At 31.5% G+C, this 15,696-nt stretch carries 14 protein-coding genes; 13 read left to right on the forward strand and 1 reads right to left on the reverse strand.

All coding sequences use genetic code 11. The annotated features are described in order from the left end of the window. Positions 1–30: 30 nt before the first annotated feature. The 13 genes from AB3G36_RS04190 (at position 31) to AB3G36_RS04250 (ending at position 14,308) form a co-directional block, all read left to right on the forward strand. Positions 31–1,716, forward strand: a complete 1,686-nt coding sequence (locus AB3G36_RS04190) for a hypothetical protein (RefSeq protein ID WP_367756309.1) — start codon at positions 31–33, stop codon at positions 1,714–1,716. A gap of 3 nt (positions 1,717–1,719) precedes the next feature. Next, positions 1,720–2,709: a hypothetical protein gene (locus AB3G36_RS04195; RefSeq protein ID WP_367756311.1), complete on the forward strand. Its 990-nt coding sequence runs from the start codon at positions 1,720–1,722 to the stop codon at positions 2,707–2,709. A 51-nt stretch (positions 2,710–2,760) separates the two neighbouring features. Then, entirely contained in the window at positions 2,761–3,294 is a 534-nt protein-coding gene (locus AB3G36_RS04200) for a hypothetical protein (protein WP_367756313.1), read from the forward strand. A 34-nt stretch (positions 3,295–3,328) separates the two neighbouring features. Then, positions 3,329–4,171: a hypothetical protein gene (locus AB3G36_RS04205; RefSeq protein WP_367756315.1), complete on the forward strand. Its 843-nt coding sequence runs from the start codon at positions 3,329–3,331 to the stop codon at positions 4,169–4,171. A 2-nt stretch (positions 4,172–4,173) separates the two neighbouring features. Next, positions 4,174–5,457, forward strand: a complete 1,284-nt coding sequence (locus AB3G36_RS04210; RefSeq protein ID WP_367756317.1) for a flippase — start codon at positions 4,174–4,176, stop codon at positions 5,455–5,457. A gap of 25 nt (positions 5,458–5,482) precedes the next feature. Further along, on the forward strand, positions 5,483–6,295 hold the full coding sequence (locus tag AB3G36_RS04215) for a glycosyltransferase family 2 protein (RefSeq protein WP_367756319.1): 813 nt from the start codon (positions 5,483–5,485) through the stop codon (positions 6,293–6,295). 122 nt (positions 6,296–6,417) lie between these two features. Then, entirely contained in the window at positions 6,418–7,590 is a 1,173-nt protein-coding gene (locus AB3G36_RS04220; RefSeq protein WP_367756321.1) for an O-antigen ligase family protein, read from the forward strand. Then, positions 7,587–8,693, forward strand: a complete 1,107-nt coding sequence (locus AB3G36_RS04225; protein WP_367756323.1) for a glycosyltransferase family 4 protein — start codon at positions 7,587–7,589, stop codon at positions 8,691–8,693. Before AB3G36_RS04220 ends, AB3G36_RS04225 begins: the two co-directional genes overlap by 4 nt. 45 nt (positions 8,694–8,738) lie before the next feature. Continuing rightward, positions 8,739–9,845 carry a DUF1972 domain-containing protein gene (locus AB3G36_RS04230; RefSeq protein WP_367756325.1) on the forward strand — a complete coding sequence of 369 codons (1,107 nt, stop codon included), beginning with the start codon at positions 8,739–8,741 and terminating at the stop codon, positions 9,843–9,845. Then, a complete protein-coding gene (locus AB3G36_RS04235; protein WP_367756327.1) occupies positions 9,787–11,106 on the forward strand; it encodes an O-antigen ligase family protein in 1,320 nt (439 codons plus the stop codon). Before AB3G36_RS04230 ends, AB3G36_RS04235 begins: the two co-directional genes overlap by 59 nt. A gap of 8 nt (positions 11,107–11,114) precedes the next feature. After that, positions 11,115–12,098, forward strand: a complete 984-nt coding sequence (locus AB3G36_RS04240) for a UDP-glucuronic acid decarboxylase family protein (protein ID WP_367756329.1) — start codon at positions 11,115–11,117, stop codon at positions 12,096–12,098. 115 nt (positions 12,099–12,213) lie between these two features. Next, entirely contained in the window at positions 12,214–13,524 is a 1,311-nt protein-coding gene (locus AB3G36_RS04245) for an exopolysaccharide biosynthesis polyprenyl glycosylphosphotransferase (RefSeq protein ID WP_367756331.1), read from the forward strand. A gap of 1 nt (position 13,525) precedes the next feature. Continuing rightward, positions 13,526–14,308 (forward strand): glycosyltransferase family 2 protein, encoded by a 783-nt coding sequence (locus AB3G36_RS04250; RefSeq protein ID WP_367756333.1) that lies wholly within the window; start codon positions 13,526–13,528, stop codon positions 14,306–14,308. Here AB3G36_RS04250 and AB3G36_RS04255 read toward each other — a convergent pair. Further along, positions 14,292–15,602, reverse strand: coding sequence for a phenylacetate--CoA ligase family protein (locus tag AB3G36_RS04255; RefSeq protein ID WP_367756335.1), 1,311 nt, complete (start codon positions 15,600–15,602; stop codon positions 14,292–14,294). The genes AB3G36_RS04250 and AB3G36_RS04255 overlap by 17 nt on opposite strands. Positions 15,603–15,696 lie beyond the last annotated feature (94 nt).

Below are 15,696 nucleotides of genomic sequence, written 5' to 3' on the forward strand. Positions count from 1 at the left end.
TACATTTGTTAGTTAGAAAGTATAAAAGAAATGAAAGACAGTAAAAATATATCACGCTCTAGAGCACAAGAATCATCGGCAGCAATTGAAAAAATGTACATCACGATGCGCCATTTATTCAATAGAGGTTTTTATAAACCGATGGGTATTTCGGGAGATACTTTAAGAGAAGCTTTAATGACATTGCGTCCTGAAATATATGGAAATATTGCGGAAGAAAAAGTAGAATTAAACGGACTGTTATATGTTATTGAGCGACTTCCTATAGGAATTGAAGAATGTAGATTTATCAATTTAACTTCGGATGAAGGGTATTCTAAATCCCATTTTCAAGCCATTGTCCCTCCAAAAAGAAGGCGCAATTGTTACCGAATTGATGAGGAGCAAATGAATGTAGAAATTACACGTGGGCGATCAGATATTTATGATATTTTGACACATTTAACGTTTATTTTCATTGAATCTCATAAGATACGAAATAGAGTTTTACTGGATGATGCAGGAGAAGTTTCTCGCGATTGGATGAAATTAGAACTGGCTGTTTCTCAAACAAAAAAATTATCTCTTGTTGAAAAAGAGAAAGCAATTTCGCATGCTGCAAATATTCTAGGACGTACGTTTGAAGAAGTATTGGATATTTATGACGCTTTTGGTTCAGAAACGGCACCAGATCGTTTTTTGCAAATTATATTTTGGTTAGGAAAATTAGCAATTGAAGAAATTATTGATAATAATAAACGAACAATCACCTTTAGTCCTATTTTAAGAGAACGTTTGGGGCATCACATTCACGGTGAAAGATGGGCAACAAACATCAAGGAAGTTTTGAAAGAAAACGGTTTGATAAACCGACCTATTCATGTGATTAGTGCCAACATGCACAGTGTAATGAATTCTATTTTTGCAACAACTGTTTTAAAAACAAAGTTCAAAGACAAGTCGGATTTCTTTATTTATGAAGAATTAAGTAAATCTGGTGCAGATGAAGTTCGTAACAAAGTAGAAGAAGTAGCGTTGAAGCATGGAATGATTTCCGTACTAGATGACTCAGGAACAAATATTGATGTTCAAATTTTTGATACCGAAAAAATTAATTGGGCAAATTCCTCTTTTCCTACCGCTAAACGGGGTGATAAAAAACCAGTATTAATTGTGATGGATTATGCATTTGGGGAACAAGCCTATGAAACGATTGACGAACTATTGAAACCCTTCAAAAAAGATACTTTACTCAATGTAGAATCAGTTTCTATCATGGGAAAAGCAGGAATTCTAGAAGGTGGTAAAGGAGACATCATGATTCCTAATGCACATATCAATGAAGGAACGGCTGATAATTACTTTTTTGAAAATGAATTAACGGCCGATATGTTTGAAGGAAATGATATTGCAGTTTTTGCCGGGCCAATGGTTACTGTTCTTGGTACATCATTACAAAATAGGGATTTATTGAAGTTTTTCCATGAATCGACTTGGGGTGTAATTGGTCTAGAAATGGAAGGTTCTTATTATCAAAAAGCGATTCAATCAGCATCTAAAATTAGAAAAAGCGTACCCAAGGACATAAAAGTAAGATATGCCTATTATGCTTCGGATAATCCGCTTGAAACTGGAAGTACTCTAGCTTCTGGAGGTCTTGGAACTACTGGTGTAAAGCCCACTTATTTGATTACAATTAAAATATTGGAACAAATTTTTAATACTAAACAAAAGTAAATAATGAGTGTAAACCTACCCCAAAATACTGAAAATCAAGAAATAGATTTATCACAGATTTCTAATAAAATAGGGAGTCTATTTCAAAATTTTAGTGCTTTAATATTTAGATGTATTCAGTTCTTTATTAGAAATGTGATTGTAATAATTGCTTTACTAATAGTGGGGATTGGGCTTGGTTTTTTCTTAGATACCACTCAAAAAAAGTACGATCAGCAAATAATTGTAACACCTAATTTTAAATCTGCGGATTATTTATATGCTAAAATTGATTTAATAAATGCTAAAATTATCGAAGGCGACACCTTATTTTTAAAAAATAGTGTAGGGTTAAAAAAACCAAAAACGATAAAAGGAATTAAGATAGAACCCATCACAGATGTATATAAATTCATTGAAAATAAATCAGAAAATTTTGAGCTAATCAAGTTAATGGCCGAAGATGGGGATATTAAAAAAATATTGGAAGATAATTTGACTAGTAAAAATTATACGAATCATGAAATAGTCATTACCACGAATGATTTAATAACCGAGGAATCAACTATTGAGCCAATTCTAAATTTCTTGAATGAATCAGATTATTTTAAGAAAGTTCAAATTGAGGAGTTGAAAAACGCTCAAATAAAACTGAGTAAAAATGATACGATTATTGCCCAAATTGATGCTGTTTTAAAGGGGTTTTCTAGTAATGTAAATAGGAATCAACAAAGTGATAAGCTGGTTTATTACAACGAGAACACCCAGTTAAATGACATAATAAAAACAAAAGGAGACTTGATCTATCAACAAGGATCCTTAAGAGTTGACCTAATTGGGATGGATAAAGTTATAAAAGAAAATAGCGCTACTTTGAATAAACAACACCAGAGTGTTATAAGTGGAAAGTTAAAATTAATTCTTCCTTTGTTACTTGTTTTGTGTTTCATTCTTTGGAGTTTGTTTATCAATTTTTATAAAAAACAAGCAGCAAAACAACAGCTTGATAATTAATTTACACTCTAATTATAGTTTTCAATTCATTCAAAAAAACATACTGAATTCATGAAAATAAAATTGTTTATCCCTCTTTTTTTAGTACTTCTTTGTTTAGTTTCATGTAAAAGAGAAGTAAAGAAAACGGAAAAAGTTGACACGACAAAAGAATTATTTAAGGTTTCACTAGATTTATTAATTAAGAAAAGGGATACGCTTCATTTGTACTACGGGCAAGATATGGCCGAAGACTACAGCGAAGAACATTCTATCTGGCTTCCAGTTGAAGGGAAAGAAATAGGACAAAAAGTCACCTTTATACTACCAGAAGCTGTATTACCTGTAAAACTTAGAATTGATTTTGGAGTAAATAGAAAGAACGAAGAGATTGTTTTAAACACGGTTGCGTTTGACTATTTTGACAAAAATTTTGTGGCCAATGACAGCACCATTTTCAATTATTTCAGACCAGATGAAAGCACAACTATTATAGATTATAAAACAAGATCGTTAAAAAGAAAAGATCCCAATTCAGTCAAAGGCGCATCCTTATATCCTCATGACGAAGCGGTAAAAGCGGTGCTCGAGCAACTTATTAAGTAAGTTTTTAAAACCTACAAAACCAATTAATAATCTAATGAATTCAGCTTCGGAAAATATTAAAATTAATGTGATTTTTAGATCTTGCGATGCTGTAAACGCCGTGAATAACTCAGCACGACCTTTTAATTTAGATAAAGGAACACTAATTAAAATTTGTTTCAAAAGTCTGTTGAATGCGTTAGAGGGAATCGATTATAAAATGATTGTAATAGGGGATGCTCTTTCTAAAGAAACGCGAGATTTTTTTTTGAAATATGATATTGAGTTAATAGAAGGTGTATTTGGTAACGATAAGTCAATACTGGAATCCATAAAAATAGCTGAGAAAATCAATTGTGAAGAGTGGATTTATTTTTGTGAAGATGATTATTTACACACTAAGGACAGTTTTAAAAAGATACTTAATTTAATAAAAGTAAAAGACCTAATTGTTCCGGGTAGAATTAAACTAAACCAACTTTTAAGAAAAAGAACCATTTCTCTTTTTTCATTTAAAAGATATTTAAGCAAACCCAATCTAGTTATTCATCCTTGTGATTACCCTGATCGATACACTATTAAATATGCTACAAAGAATTTTATATTTCATACCAAAGATTCCCATTGGAGGCAAATTTCGAATACTACTTTTACTTTTTTAATTGAAGCAAAAGAGTTGATCAAACATAGAAAAACATTCATTAAATCATCAAAAAGGGCAAACGATGGTTACTTAAGCGCAACCCTTTTTGGCCGTTCATTTTTTTTCAATAAACTCCTTTGTGTATCGCCAATTCCCAGTTTAAGCACTCATATGCATCAAGAAACGATGTCTCCAATCATAGATTGGGAAAAACTTGCTACTGAATTACTTTGCGAAATAAAAACAGAAGGATAAGGATGTTTAAAACGGGGATAAAAGATAGAGAAACGATACAATACCTACTTTCTCAAGGTGGTTTTTCCTTTTTATTTAGGATGTTCGCCATGTTATTTAGTTTCATTTCCATGTGGTTTATCACAAATTTTTATGGGGAAGCGGATTATGGAACTTACGCATTGGCATTAACGGTTTTACAAATTTTAGCAATGGTATTCGCATTGGGGGTTCCAAATGCATTTGTAAGTTTTGCTGGTAGAATAGACAATGTTGAAAAACTAAAGGGATTATTACTAAAATCGGGTGCAATTGTTTTGATCTCCTCTCTTTTTCCTATTCTCTGTTTTTCTTTTGGTGCTCAATTTTTTTCGGAAACTGTTTTTCAAAAACCCTCGCTTTTAAATTATTTTCTGGTGGCATCCTTCAGTATTCCTTTTATGATTTTTCATGAAATAATTTGTTATTACTTTATTTCAGTAAAAAAAATAATTGCCTACGGTTTGTTTTTCTATGTTTTTCCTAGCATATTGTTTGCCTTGTTTTTAATCGTATTTTATTATTATAATCTAACTGGATTTTTTACTTTTCTAGCTTATGTAAGCTCAATTGTATTAACGGTTCTTATAGCGTTAGTAGTATTATTTTATAAAAAAACTAAAATTACTTTCCCCGAAATAAGGAGTAAAGAAATATTGAAAAAATCATTTCCAATGATGGTTAGCGGTATATTTCTCATTTTATTAAATTGGACGGATATCCTCATGCTGGGTCGCATAGAAAGTGAAAGCCAGATAGGAATTTATAACACTGCGTTTAAACTGGGTTATCTTACTCTTTTTTTCGTTCTGTCGACGAATGTGATTATTATGCCTAAAGTAGCAGCGTTATTTCATCAAAACAATTTCAGCGAAATGAAAAAAGTGATTAACCGCTCGACTCAATTGGTCATTGTTTTCACAATTCCATTAGCCATAGGAATCATTTTTTTTAGTGAAAACCTCCTTCGATTATTCGGTGAGGGATTCATAGCGGGCAAGACGACTTTAATACTGATTACGCTTGGCGCCCTTTTTAATGCAATGACGGGTAATGTGGATCAGATTTTGAATATGACGAACCATCAAAAGGGAGTAAGAAACATATTTTTCTTCGGTTTTCTAATGAATGTTGCCTTAAATTTAGGGTTAATACCTAGTTACGGAATTGAAGGAGCCGCATTGGCAAGTTTAATTACTAACGTTGTGGTAAACGTTGTTTTTGTTATTGTCATTAAAAAGAAATTGGGTTTCTTTACTTTTATGTAGATTTACCTTTTATAATAGTTAAAAAATGCCTCCAGAACTATCAGTTGTAATTGTCAACTATAACGGATTAATTTATTTAAAGGAATGTTTTGATGCTTTATTTCAGAATCTAAAAAATATAGAGTTCGAAATAATAGTGATTGACAATAATTCCCAGGACGGCAGTTGCGCTTATTTGAAAGCTAATTATCCTGAAATTATTTTAATTGAATCAAATGTTAATCTTGGTTTTGGAAAAGGAAACAATGAAGCAGTTAGAAAGGCAAAAGGGAATTATTTGCTGCTATTAAACAATGATACAATAATTCTTGATCCACTTTTTCCCGTTTTGAATTTTTTGAAATCCGATGCGAAAATAGGAGTTGCGGGAATAAAAATGCTGGATGGGAATAAAAAATATTTAGCCTCGGCGGGAAATTTTCCGAATTACAAAAATCTGTTTCAGATGAAAAAATTAATGGAAATAGGATCCGAATTTAGGACCGGTATTTTCACTAAAGAGGTTTATGAAGTAGACTGGTTGAGCGGCTCTTTTTTGATGTTACCCACTCAAGTGTTTAAAGAAATAGACGGTTTTGACGAAGATTATTTTTTATATGTAGAAGATGTAGATTTTTCTAAAAAAATCGCCGACAAGGTTTATAAAAGAGTTTTCTTGTCCAATTATAGTTATATTCACTTTGTAGGGTTTAATAGTTCCAAAAATCATTTGTTGGTCAAGGGATATGAAATTTATATTGCTAAACATTTCAAGGGATTTAATAAAAAAACATTGGAGTTTATTTTATCTGTAAACAAACTAGTAAAGCGTATAAAGCAGTTTTTAAAAAGAAACTAGAAACTATATTTTATAAAAACAATAGACTTTAATTGATGATTGTAAGCAAATCGAAATTTTATACTTCACTCTTTATACTTGTACTTTTGTTGCAATTGTATCTGCCTTCATTCAAGTTAAATTTGTTCATTCAAATAGGGGTTTTGATGCTTTATTTCTTTTATGAGAAACTAGCAATAGAAGCCCGTTTCTTAAAGATTATTGCGCCAGTTTTATTACTTTTTTTATTGGGTTTTATAGGAACAATATTCAATAGTTATCCCATTTATGGTTTTATAAAAGACATTTTTCATTTTTCTAAACCTATTGTAGGACTCTTAATTGGTTTTTTGTTCTATAAGAAAATCAATAATTTCAATTTGTTTATAAAGACTATTGTTTACTGCGGATTGGCATCGGCTATTATACATTTTCTAGTTTTGATATTTATGGGGAACATTTTTTCCGGTTCTGTGGATGCGATTAGAGAGTTTGGAAAGGATAATTTCTTGGAACTTTTTGCACTTTTTTTCCTTTTATCGTATAGCTATTTTCAAAAGGAATACTTGTTAAAAAGTCGTTTATTGACTAGAGTAATTGTATTTATATTGTTAGTGTCAAATGTTTTGTATTTCTCAAGAACAATGATTGTGGTGGCTCTAGTGTTATTGTTGTCTATTTATGGATATACGGTTTTAAACAAAAAAACAATCCGTTTTCTGGGGCTTTTTATTACTGCCATTGCCCTTTTTTACGGCTATTTGTATACGGTTAAAATCGAAAGAAATAAACCAGGGATGGAAGGGTTTCTCTTTAAAGTAAAAATCGCTCCTGCTGAATTATTCAAAACCAAAATTGACCGGGAAAATCATAAGGATTTGTGGGATCATTGGCGTGGCTATGAGGCCAAAAGAGCCTATGCTTTAATGCAAGAAAACCCAAGTAGTTTTGTGTTTGGAACAGGTTTTGGTTCATTGGTAAACTTGAAATTCAAAGCGCCACTTACAGGAGAGAAAGAAGGGATTAGGTACATTTCAGAATTGCATAATGGCTATATGTATGTGTTTTATAAAACGGGAAGTATTGGAATAATCATACTATTTTTATTTTTTGGAACACTCTATTTAGCATTGTATCGCAAGCACAATAACAAGAGAATGATTTTGGTTTTTATTTCGGGAATAGGTTTAGTATATGTATTTACCTCTTTGACCATCACAGGAATTTATAATGGACGCGATGTGATTATTTTTATATTAGGAGGCTTGCTTTATTTTGAAAGAAGTTCGGTTTTTGTAAAAGAAATAGAAGGATGAAAGAGCTGAAATTTTTTATAGATTGTAGTGTATTTGATAGAAGTCCTCAAGGAACGACTACCTACATAGCGGGTTTATATACAGAATTAATAAAGAATAAAGAACACCACTTTTATTTTGCATCGCACACCAATAATTTTAAAGACACTTTTGGAGAACACGATAATGTGACCTATTTAAAATATACTTCAAATAATAAATATGTAAGATTGTTGATTGATATTCCTCGGTTTATAAAAAAACTGAATATTGATTATGCTCATTTTCAATACATCATACCGCCCATTACGTACTGTAAATACATTGTCACGATTCATGATGTGTTGTTTTTAGATTTTCCAAAATATTTTCCCTTGGGTTATAAACTCTCAAAAAAATATCTTTTCGAATGGAGTATTAAACGAGCTGATATTGTTTTGACGGTTTCTGAATATTCCAAAAACAGCATAGTTAATCATTTTAATCGTGCCGATGTAACTATAACTCCCAATGCGGTTGATCCTGTTTTTTTTGAGGATTATGATAAAAAAACAGTGGCTGAAAAGGTAAAAAAGAACTACGGAATTGAAGATTATTTTTTATTCATAAGCCGTTGGGAACCTAGAAAAAACCATGATTTCTTATTGAAGGTTTTTGTTGAAAAGGAATACTATAAAAACCATCATCTCGTTTTTATAGGAGAAAAAGCCATACCTAATAGGGCATATTTAGATTATTTTGAAACGTTAAACAGTGAAATGAAAGAAAAAATAATTGATTTAAATAAATTGGAATTCAATGAATTAGTTGCTGTTGCTCGTGGTGCTAGACTTTCGATTTACCCATCAATTGCTGAAGGTTTTGGAATTCCTCCTCTTGAAGCGTCGGCAGCAGGAATTCCGTCGATTTGTTCGAATGCAACTGCCATGTCTGATTTTTATTTTTTAGAGGAGGGATTATTTAATTCGAATGATGAAAACGATTTGAATCGTGCTATTGTTTGGGGATTGAAGCAAGAAGGGCAAAACAGTGTTATTTCATCAATAATAAAAGAGAAATACAATTGGGAAATTGCGGCTGAGGTTTTTCTAAAAGCAATAAATGAGAATCAACAACTTAAATAAATAGTAAAAGACCTATTTTTGGTTCATTAAATTGGAATAAACAGTATGAGAATAGCTATTTTAGGAACGCGAGGAATACCCAATAACTATTCTGGTTTTGAGCAATTTGCTGAGTTCTTTTCTGTTTTTCTAGTTGAAAAAAGACATGAAGTATATGTTTATAATTCTCACAATCATGTATTTCAGGAAAAAACATTCAAAGGGGTAAATATCATCCATAAAAATGATCCTGAGCATAAAATGGGAACTTTTGGACAATTTGTATATGATTTCAACTGCATTAGGGATTCTAGAAAAAGGGATTTTGACATCATACTTCAACTGGGATATACAAGCAATTCGATCTGGTTTTTCCTATTGCCTAAGAAACCCATTATTATAACAAATATGGACGGGCTAGAGTGGAAGCGAACGAAATATTCCAAGCTAGTGCAACAATTTCTTAAATTTGCTGAGCGATTGGCTGCCGTTAGTAGTGATTTTTTGGTTGCTGATTCATTGGGAATTCAAACCTATTTAAAAGATAAATATAAAAAAGAATCTGCTTATATTGCTTATGGTGCACATCCATTTATGAATCCTGATGAATCCATTGTAACGGATTATGAGCTCTCGAAATACAATTACAACATGATTATGGCCCGGTTTGAACCCGAAAATAATCTGGAAATGGTATTAGATGGTGTGGTGTTGAGCAATTCTATGATGAAAATTATTGTAGTTGGCAATCATAAAACCAAATATGGAGACTATTTAAAAAAGAAGTTCAAAGCGCATACAAACATTGCATTTTTGGGTGGGATTTTTAATTTGGAGCACCTCAATAATTTAAGGTATTTCAGTAATCTGTATTTTCACGGGCATTCAGTTGGAGGTACCAACCCATCTTTATTAGAAGCCATGGCGTCAAAGGCGTTAATTATGGCTCACGACAACAATTTTAATAAGGCTGTTTTAAAAGAAAACGCATTTTATTTTTCGAATGCTATAGAAGTGAAAGAACTACTTTTAACAGTAAAAAGAGAAGACTGTTTAAACAAGATTCAAAAGAATATTGAGACGATTATAAATGAATTTAATTGGGATAAAATAAATGGAGACTATTTACGCTTATTTGAAAAAAGCATTTCAGGAACTGATGCTTCTTCATAAGCAAAGTCCGCCTTTACTGCTGCTATTAGTTGTTTTACTCACCATTCCGTTAAGTTATGCTATCAATAGTATAGTAATGGGAATCTTTGGTTTATCGACTTTGTTTTATGCTAAAAAATCAAATTTCAAGATAGATAAAAATCTATTTCTACTAGTTTTCCTGTATGCATTGATGGCACTTTCACTATTGTGGAGTCACGATTTAAACGCTTCTATTAAAGCAATTTCAAAGGAACTTCCACTATTAATCTTTGCAGTTTGTTTCATGAGTTTTCCTGCTTTTGATGAAAGTAAAAAACAACTGTTGCTTAAATATTATAGTTTCGGAATGTTCTTTTATGTTGTTTATTTTTTGATCAAAGCAGTTATTCGTTATAGTATTACAAGAGACAATTCTGTTTTCTTTTACCATGAGTTGGTAACCGATGATCTAAATGCCATTCATGTTTCGGTTTATATGTCGGTTGCTTTTTTTTATTTTTATTCGAAAGAGAAAAGATCTAAATTAAATTCGATTATTGCATTTTTATTGGCCATTTTTATCTTTTTACTGTCGTCAAAAAATATCATTGTAGTTTTTGTTTTACTGCTAATTGTTTTTGAATTGTTTTATTCGAAAGGACAACTGAAACAAAAAAAAGCAGTCGTGAGTCTGTTTCTATTAGCAATAATTATGTTACTGTTTTCGACTAAAATTAAAGAGCGTTTTTTGATAGAATGGAATTCAAATAAAATTGAAAACACAATAAGCTCAACAACGGAGACCGTCAATAATATAAGTGTCAATCAAGCTTGGACACAAGAAAAATTTAATCAGAATGATTATTTTTCCGGAACTGCTTTTAGAGTGTATCAAATACGGATTTTTAAAGAAATGCTAGAAGAAGATAATGTGTTTTTTAAAGGATATGGGTTGAATGCATCCGATTTTAGAATAAAAGAAAAAGGCAAAGAGCATACTATTTTTTCTGGTGATGCTACTCACGATGGCTATCAAAACAAGAATTTTCATAATCAATATGTCCAAATTTTCGCCGAAACAGGAATAGTAGGATTACTATTGTTACTCTTGATTGTATCTTTGAGCTTGAGAAACGCAATAAAATCAAAAGATTTTGTTGCTATTTCTTTTGCAGTATTAATGATAAGTTTATTTTTGACAGAATCATTTTTATCAAGACAACGGGGAGTTGTCTTTTTTACCATATTTTTTTGCGTTTTTAATGCAAAAAATAGTCCCAAACCCATTACAAAACTATAAAAACCCATATGAAAAGAATACTGATTACTGGAGCTGCTGGATTTTTAGGATCACATTTATGTGACCGTTTTATCAAAGAAGGATATTTTGTTATTGGAATGGATAACCTCATAACTGGCGATTTAAAAAACATAGAACATTTGTTCAAATTAGAACATTTTGAATTTTATCACCATGATATTACTAAGTTTGTTCACGTTCCAGGACAATTGGATTATATCTTACATTTTGCTTCACCAGCAAGTCCGATTGATTATTTAAAAATACCAATACAAACGCTTAAAGTTGGTTCTCTTGGTACACATAATCTTTTGGGTTTGGCTCGCGTAAAAAAGGCCAGAATCTTGATTGCTTCCACTTCTGAAGTGTATGGTGATCCACTAGTACACCCTCAAACCGAAGAGTATTATGGAAATGTAAATACCATCGGGCCTAGAGGGGTTTATGATGAAGCCAAACGTTTTCAGGAATCAATAACCATGGCGTATCATACTTTTCATGGTGTGGAAACTAGAATTGTTCGAATTTTTAATACCTACGGACCTAGAATGCGACTCAATGACGGTCGCGTAATTCCTGCATTTATTGGGCAAGCACTTCGCGGGGAAGACTTAACCATTTTTGGAAACGGTCTGCAAACGCGTTCTTTCTGTTATGTAGACGATCAAGTCGAAGGAATTTTTAGATTATTGCATTCGGATTATGTATATCCAGTAAACATTGGGAATCCAGACGAAATTACTATTAAAGATTTTGCCGAAGAAATCATAAAATTGACGGAAACGAATCAAAAAATTGTCTATCACGCGTTACCGGAAAATGACCCTTTACAGAGACAACCAGACATTACTAAAGCCAAAGAAATATTGGGTTGGGATGTAACTGTAAATCGTGCTGATGGAATGAAAATAACGTATGATTATTTCAAATCCTTATCAAAAGAAGAACTTTCCAAAGAAGAGCACAAAGATTTTACGGCTTATATTAAATAGTAGGTCTATAAAGCAAGCATTAATAATATGCAAAGCATCAAGAACAGGTTAGCCAATCATGATAACATCCAAAATAGGAAGATATTCGAAATATATAAGGCCAATAAGCATCTTAATGGACTTAATTATTATTTCTGTTTTAGGTTTTCTCTTATTTGAAGATCTTAAAATAGACCGCATTCTTTTTTTAATTTATCAAGGATTTGGTTGGATTTTTATTGCGATTTTTATAAAGTTTTACGGTATCTATCGGTTTACAAAACCCATCGAAATAATTTCAAAAATAATAAAGCAAGGCATTCTTTTCCTTTTGATAGTAATTGCTTTTTTTCCATTTTCAAATCAAGCTGTTTTTGATGCAAATTGCATCAGTTTATTCATTGTTTATAGTTTGCTTTTAATCACTATTTCAAAATTCTTTTTGTTTTATTGTTTAAAAAAATACCGATTAATTGTAGGGAGTAATTTTAGATTTGCTGTAATTGTTGGGTACACACCAGAATCGATTCAATTAAAAGAACTTTTTGAGACTAGGAAAGAATACGGGTATCAGTTTTTGGGCTTTTTTTCAGAAAAAATAATAAATCAGGAGATCAACGGTAATTTACACGATTTAAAAACATTTGCGATAACAAATCAAGTGGACGAAATATACTGTTCACTAAACGAAGTTTCTAATGTACAGCTAAAAGACTTGCTTGAATTTGCTGATGAAAACAATAAAACAATAAAATTTATACCAGATACCAAAGATATTTTCTCGAAGAATTTAAAAATAGACTATTACGATTTTTTCCCAGTATTGTCTTTAAAAGAAACGCTTTTAAACGAGCCTTTAATAAAAATTTTTAAACGATTTTTTGACATTGTTTTTTCGTTGACAGTAATTATTGGTATTCTATCATGGTTAGCTCCTTTATTAGCTATTTTAATTAAATTAGAGTCCAAAGGACCTATTTTATTCAAACAAGGCCGACCAGGAATTGGTGAAAAACAGTTTTACTGTTATAAATTTCGTTCCATGAGAATGAATGGTTCAACGGAAACAGAAGCTTTAAAAAACGACCCTAGAGTAACTAATATAGGCAAATTGATGCGAAAATCGAGCATGGATGAAATGCCTCAATTTGTAAATGTTTTATTTGGAGAAATGTCTGTAGTAGGGCCACGCCCGCATTTATGGTCGCAAAATAAAATATATGGTAGTAAAATTAAAAAATACATGGTGCGTCATTATGTAAAACCAGGGATTACAGGTCTAGCTCAAGTAAGCGGTTTTAGGGGAGAAATTGAGACCGAAAAAGACATGATTAACCGAATAAAAATGGATGTTTTCTACATTGAAAACTGGTCATTAATTTTAGATCTAAAGATAATTTACATGACCGTTATCAATATCTTAAAAGGAGATAAAAAAGCATATTAATATGGGACAACCTTTGGTTTCGATACTAATTCCAACATTCAATTCTGAAAAATTTATTTCAGAGTCGATTCGTTCCGTGCAAAACCAAACATATACAAACTGGGAAATTATCCTTGTTGATGATTGTTCTACAGATGCAACTCTTTGCCTTGTTGAGGAACTAGCTATAAAAGACAACCGAATTCAATATTCTAGATTAGAAAAAAATTCTGGAACTGGTGTGGCTAGAAATTCGGCATTGGCGTTAGCCAAAGGACAGTATATTGCTTTCCTAGATGCCGATGATCTGTGGAAACCTGAAAAATTAAAAAAGCAAATTGATTTTCTTATAAACAAGAATTTGCCATTTACTTTTTCCTTTTATGATTGCATTGATGAAGCGGGAAATCCTTTAAATAAGAGAGTAGAAGCACCAGTACATTTGAGTTATCGCGAATTGTTTTTTTGTAATTATGTGGGGAATCTCACCGCTATTTATGATGTCAATTTTTTTGGAAAAATTCCCATTTCTTCCATTCGAAAACGCCAAGATTGGATGCTTTGGTTAACGGTACTAAAAAAGATAAAAATAGCACATGTTGTACCTGAAAGTTTGGCTTATTATAGAGTACGAAACGACTCTATTTCGACTTCTAAGTTGGATTTGATAAAATATAATTTTGCCGTTTATAGAAGGTTTCACGGTTTTAGTTTTCTAATTGCGGTGGCTTGTATGAAGCTTTTTTTATTCACTCAATTATTTATAAAACCAAGGTATATTAAGAATATTAAACCATCGATTTAAACTGTTTCAATTTTCCTCTTTTGTTTCTTTTTAAACTATTTTTTCTAATGAAACTAAACTTGAGGTTGGGTTCTAGATAGAGAATAATGGCTTTTTCAATTGTTTCAATTTGTGCCAAATTTAATTCCGTTTCACTAACATATTTGATTTCAAAAGTGTCGGTTTGAGTTTGTTTAATGACAAATTCTTTTACATTTCCATCGTCTTCAATGATGCTTTTTGTAATATAATAAAAGGTTAATCCAGGTGCTTTTTTTCCGCTTGGAAGCACTGCAACATCGTTTGTTCTTCCAATTAATTTTTTCAGAATGGGTTTTTGCAAGGTGCTTTTTTCATCCAAAATTCCAATATCTCCTATTTCATATCGAATAAAAGGATGTGCTTTGTTAAAAAGAGAAGTAATTACAATGCGCCCTTCTTGACCATAAGGAAGTACTTTATTATTTTCGTCCAGTATCTCCACAAATAAAGTTTCTGAATTTACTTGCCATTCTCCTTCTGGATTTTGAAAAGCAATTAAATCAAGCTCAGATGCTCCGTATTCATTAATGATAGGTATTCCCAATTGTTTTTCTAACAGTATTTTATCATCTTCAAAAAGCATTTCTGAGGTAACCATACAAGCCTTTAGGGTTGGGCAAATAGTTGTTAATACGATATTCTTTTTTTGTAAAAATTTAGCAAATAACACAATCGAACTAGTATAGCCATTGATGTAATCAAATTTTTTGGTTCTAAAATGAATTAGAAAACCCTCCAAAACAGCATCTGATAAGTCAAAAATGGTAAAGCGGAAGCGGTGGCTTAAAAAGTCTTTTAAACGTTCTTTTTTATTGCCAATGAAATCCATAGGAATTCCATAAAAACGCGCTTGATAGGAATGATTGAAATCAATTTTATACCATCCAAAACGATAGATATTGGAAGCCCAGGTTAGGGCATGGCTGTATTTGTCTTTGGCAAAAATAAAAGGATCACCACTAGAGCCTGAAGTTTTATTGAGATAGCTATTTTTAGTATTGTATCCGCTAGAAAGTCTCTCTAATAAAGGTTTTTGGAGATTTTTTTTATTCAAAATTGGTAAATTGGACCAATTCTCATAATCTGAAGTACCAACAAGTTCTTTATAAAAGGAATTATTTTCTAAATGAAAGGATACAATTTCCTTTTTTTTATGTGTTAAAAACACTTCATATTCTTTTTGAGATAAAGCTGCAATTTGTCGCAATTCAGCAGTGGACTGCTTTATGGGATAACCGTTTAACTGGAGCGATAAGTCAAAAAGTGGTAGCATTTTAGGTGTTTATTTCTTCAAAAATAATATTTAACAACAACTAATTAGGAAGAACCAGCAAGTTTTTAAAAATTAATTATTTTTTACGTCCAAA

This window comes from Flavobacterium sp. WC2430 (assembly GCF_040822075.1).
Taxonomy (GTDB): domain Bacteria; phylum Bacteroidota; class Bacteroidia; order Flavobacteriales; family Flavobacteriaceae; genus Flavobacterium.